This window comes from Streptomyces capoamus (assembly GCF_014654935.1).
In the GTDB taxonomy this organism is placed as follows: Bacteria; Actinomycetota; Actinomycetes; order Streptomycetales; family Streptomycetaceae; genus Streptomyces; species Streptomyces capoamus.
The window spans coordinates 82,161-84,816 of record NZ_BNBF01000015.1 but is presented as its reverse complement, the minus strand read 5'-3'; the positions used below and the strand labels follow the sequence as shown (position 1 = coordinate 84,816).

3 protein-coding genes and 1 tRNA gene are annotated in these 2,656 nt (G+C 71.2%); 1 reads left to right on the top strand and 3 read right to left on the bottom strand.

Annotated features, from left to right (window positions below):
* Nucleotides 1–153 precede the first annotated feature (153 nt).
* The gene (locus tag IE312_RS23015; RefSeq protein WP_189984242.1) at nucleotides 154–1,044 is read left to right on the top strand and encodes a helix-turn-helix transcriptional regulator; all 891 of its coding nucleotides are present in this window, start codon (nucleotides 154–156) and stop codon (nucleotides 1,042–1,044) included.
* 102 nt (nucleotides 1,045–1,146) lie between these two features.
* On the opposite strand, the gene IE312_RS23010 is transcribed toward IE312_RS23015, so the two are convergent.
* The 3 genes from IE312_RS23010 to rsfS form a co-directional block, all read right to left on the bottom strand.
* Nucleotides 1,147–1,219 (bottom strand) — tRNA-Ala (locus tag IE312_RS23010).
* Between the two features lie 94 nt (nucleotides 1,220–1,313).
* Nucleotides 1,314–1,982: a histidine phosphatase family protein gene (locus tag IE312_RS23005; protein WP_189984241.1), complete on the bottom strand. Its 669-nt coding sequence runs from the start codon at nucleotides 1,980–1,982 to the stop codon at nucleotides 1,314–1,316.
* Nucleotides 1,982–2,425 (bottom strand): ribosome silencing factor, encoded by a 444-nt coding sequence (gene rsfS / locus IE312_RS23000; RefSeq protein WP_189984240.1) that lies wholly within the window; start codon nucleotides 2,423–2,425, stop codon nucleotides 1,982–1,984. Before rsfS ends, IE312_RS23005 begins: the two co-directional genes overlap by 1 nt.
* Between the last annotated feature and the right edge of the window lie 231 nt (nucleotides 2,426–2,656).

Below are 2,656 nucleotides of genomic sequence, written 5' to 3'. Positions count from 1 at the left end.
GCCCGGTCCGGTCCGGGATGTCGTCGTCATGGCGTCGAGCCTGACGACGGGCCCGTACCGATGCCGAGTGCCCACGGATGCTGGTACTGCCGGCACCTGGCAGGGGCCGGCCCGGATGCCGACGATGGGTGCAGGACGACGGGGGCGTGACACATGGGGACGAGGACACAGCGGCGCAGGCCGGAGCTGGCCGCCTTTCTGCGCACGAAGCGGGCACGGGTCACACCGGCCGACGTGGGGATGCCACCGGGTCTGCGGCGGCGCACGCCCGGACTGCGCCGGGAGGAGGTCGCACAGCTCTCGGGTGTGGGCGTGACCTGGTACACGTGGCTGGAGCAGGGGCGGCCGATCAACGCCTCACCGCAGGTGCTGGACGCGGTGGCGCGCACGCTGCGGCTGGACCCGCCCGAGCGGGAGCATCTGTACCGGCTGGCGGAGGTGCCGTTCCAGCCGGCTGCGGAGAGCCTGGTCCGGCAGGTCAGCCCCGACGTGCAGGGCATCATCGACGCCCTGGACCCGATGCTGGCGGTGGTCTACAACTCGCGCTACGACGTCCTGGCCACCAACGCCGGCTACCGCGACCTGTTCCTGATCCCGGAGACCCTCAGGATCGGCGTGCCGAACGTGCTGTGGACGCTCTTCACGCTGCCCGAGGGAACCTGTCCGCTGGTGCACCGGGAGACGGAGCTGCCCCTGATGGTGGCGACCCTGCGGTCGTCCTACGGCAGACACGTGGGCGAGCCGGCCTGGGAGGAGTACATACGCGGGCTGTCCGCGGCGAGCCCCTGGTTCGCGGAGCTGTGGGCGAGCGGAGCGGTGGCGCCCCCGGGTCCGCGGGTGAAGACGTTCCGGCACGCGGCGGTGGGCCGGATGCGGATGACCTCGCAGTCGCTGTCCATCGACGGGATGCCCGAGTGCCGCATCGTGGTCTACAGCGCGGACGACGAGGACACGCGGGCGAAGATCGCGCTGCTGCGGGAGCACAGGGAGCGGCTGTGGCCGCCGGTGCGGGAGGAGGAGGCCCTGGAGACCGTGCGCGGCTGAAAGCGGCGGCTGAGTACGCCGCTGAACGCAGAAAATCCCGCCCCCCTGTGGGGACGGGATCCTCATCACCGATCCTTGACAACTCAACAGAGTGTCGATCAGTGGAGCTAAGGAGAATTGAACTCCTGACCTCCTGCATGCCATGCAGGCGCTCTACCAACTGAGCTATAGCCCCTCGTGTTCTTCCCGCTCGGCGGGGCGAACAAGAAGAACTTTAGCCTGTGACCTGCCGGAAAGTGAAATCCGGGGTCCGCCGGCCGGGGGGCGCCTCAGTCGTCGTCGCCGAGGACGGGCTCCGGGAGGGTGCCGGCATTGTGCTCCAGCAGGCGCCAGCCGCGGGCGCCCTCGCCGAGCACGGACCAGCAGCAGTTGGAGAGGCCGCCGAGGCTCTCCCAGTGCCGGGCCTCCAGGCCGAGGAGGCGGCCGATGGTGGTGCGGATGGTGCCGCCGTGGCTCACGACGACGAGAGTGCCGTCCTCGGGCAGCTTCTCGGCGTGCCGCAGCACGACGGGGGCGGCGCGGTCGGCGACCTCGGTCTCCAGTTCGCCGCCGCCGCGGCGTACCGCCTCGCCGCGCTTCCAGGCGGCGTACTCCTCGCCGTACCGGGCGATGATCTCCTCGTGCGTCAGCCCCTGCCAGACGCCCGCGTAGGTCTCCCGCAGGGCCTCGTCGCGAGTGACGTCGAGTCCGGTGAGGACGGCCAGCTCGGCCGCCGTGTGGGCGGCCCGCCGCAGATCCGAGGAGACGATCGCGTCGGGCCCCAGGGAGGCGAGCAGCCGCGCGGCACGACGGGCCTGGGCCAGACCCGTCTCCGTCAGCTCGACGTCCGTGGTGCCCTGGAAGCGGCGCTCCACGTTCCACAGGGTCTGGCCGTGCCGCCACAGGATGATGCGGCGGCCCCGGCCCCTGCGGTCGGTCACCTCGCCGGTGGCGCTCATCACCACTCCCCGCCCGGCTCCTGATCTGCCTCGGCGGCCTGCGCCTTGGCGTGCTCCTCGGCCTTGCCGCGGGTGGCCTTGGCGTCGGCGGGCAGCTCGAGCTCGGGGCAGTCCTTCCACAGCCGCTCCAGGGCGTAGAAGACCCGCTCTTCGCTGTGCTGGACGTGGACGACGATGTCGACGTAGTCGAGCAGGATCCAGCGGGACTCGCGGTCGCCCTCGCGGCGGACCGGCTTGGCGCCGAGTTCCTTCTGCAGGCGCTCCTCGATCTCGTCGACGATGGCCTTGACCTGGCGGTCGTTCGGCGCGGAGGCCAGCAGGAAGGCGTCCGTGATGGACAGCACGTCGCTCACGTCGTACGCGATGACGTCATGGGCGAGCTTGTCGGCCGCTGCCTGCGCGGCGGTGGTGATGAGCTCAAGGGAACGGTCAGTGGCGGTCACTACATGGCTTTCCGTCGGCGGTCTTTTGACATCAAGGGTCTCACGGACCGCCCGGCGCACCCCACGTGATTACGGCGGGCACGTCGGGTGCCCCCGGCCGCGCTCCCGTCGGGGAGGCGGCCGGGGTCAGGAGGAGGACGGCTGGTAGTCGCGGCCCAGGACCACCGAGACGTCGGCACCGGAGGACACGCTGCCCTTGGTAACGGAGCCGGCGGGCAGGCCCAGCGTCTT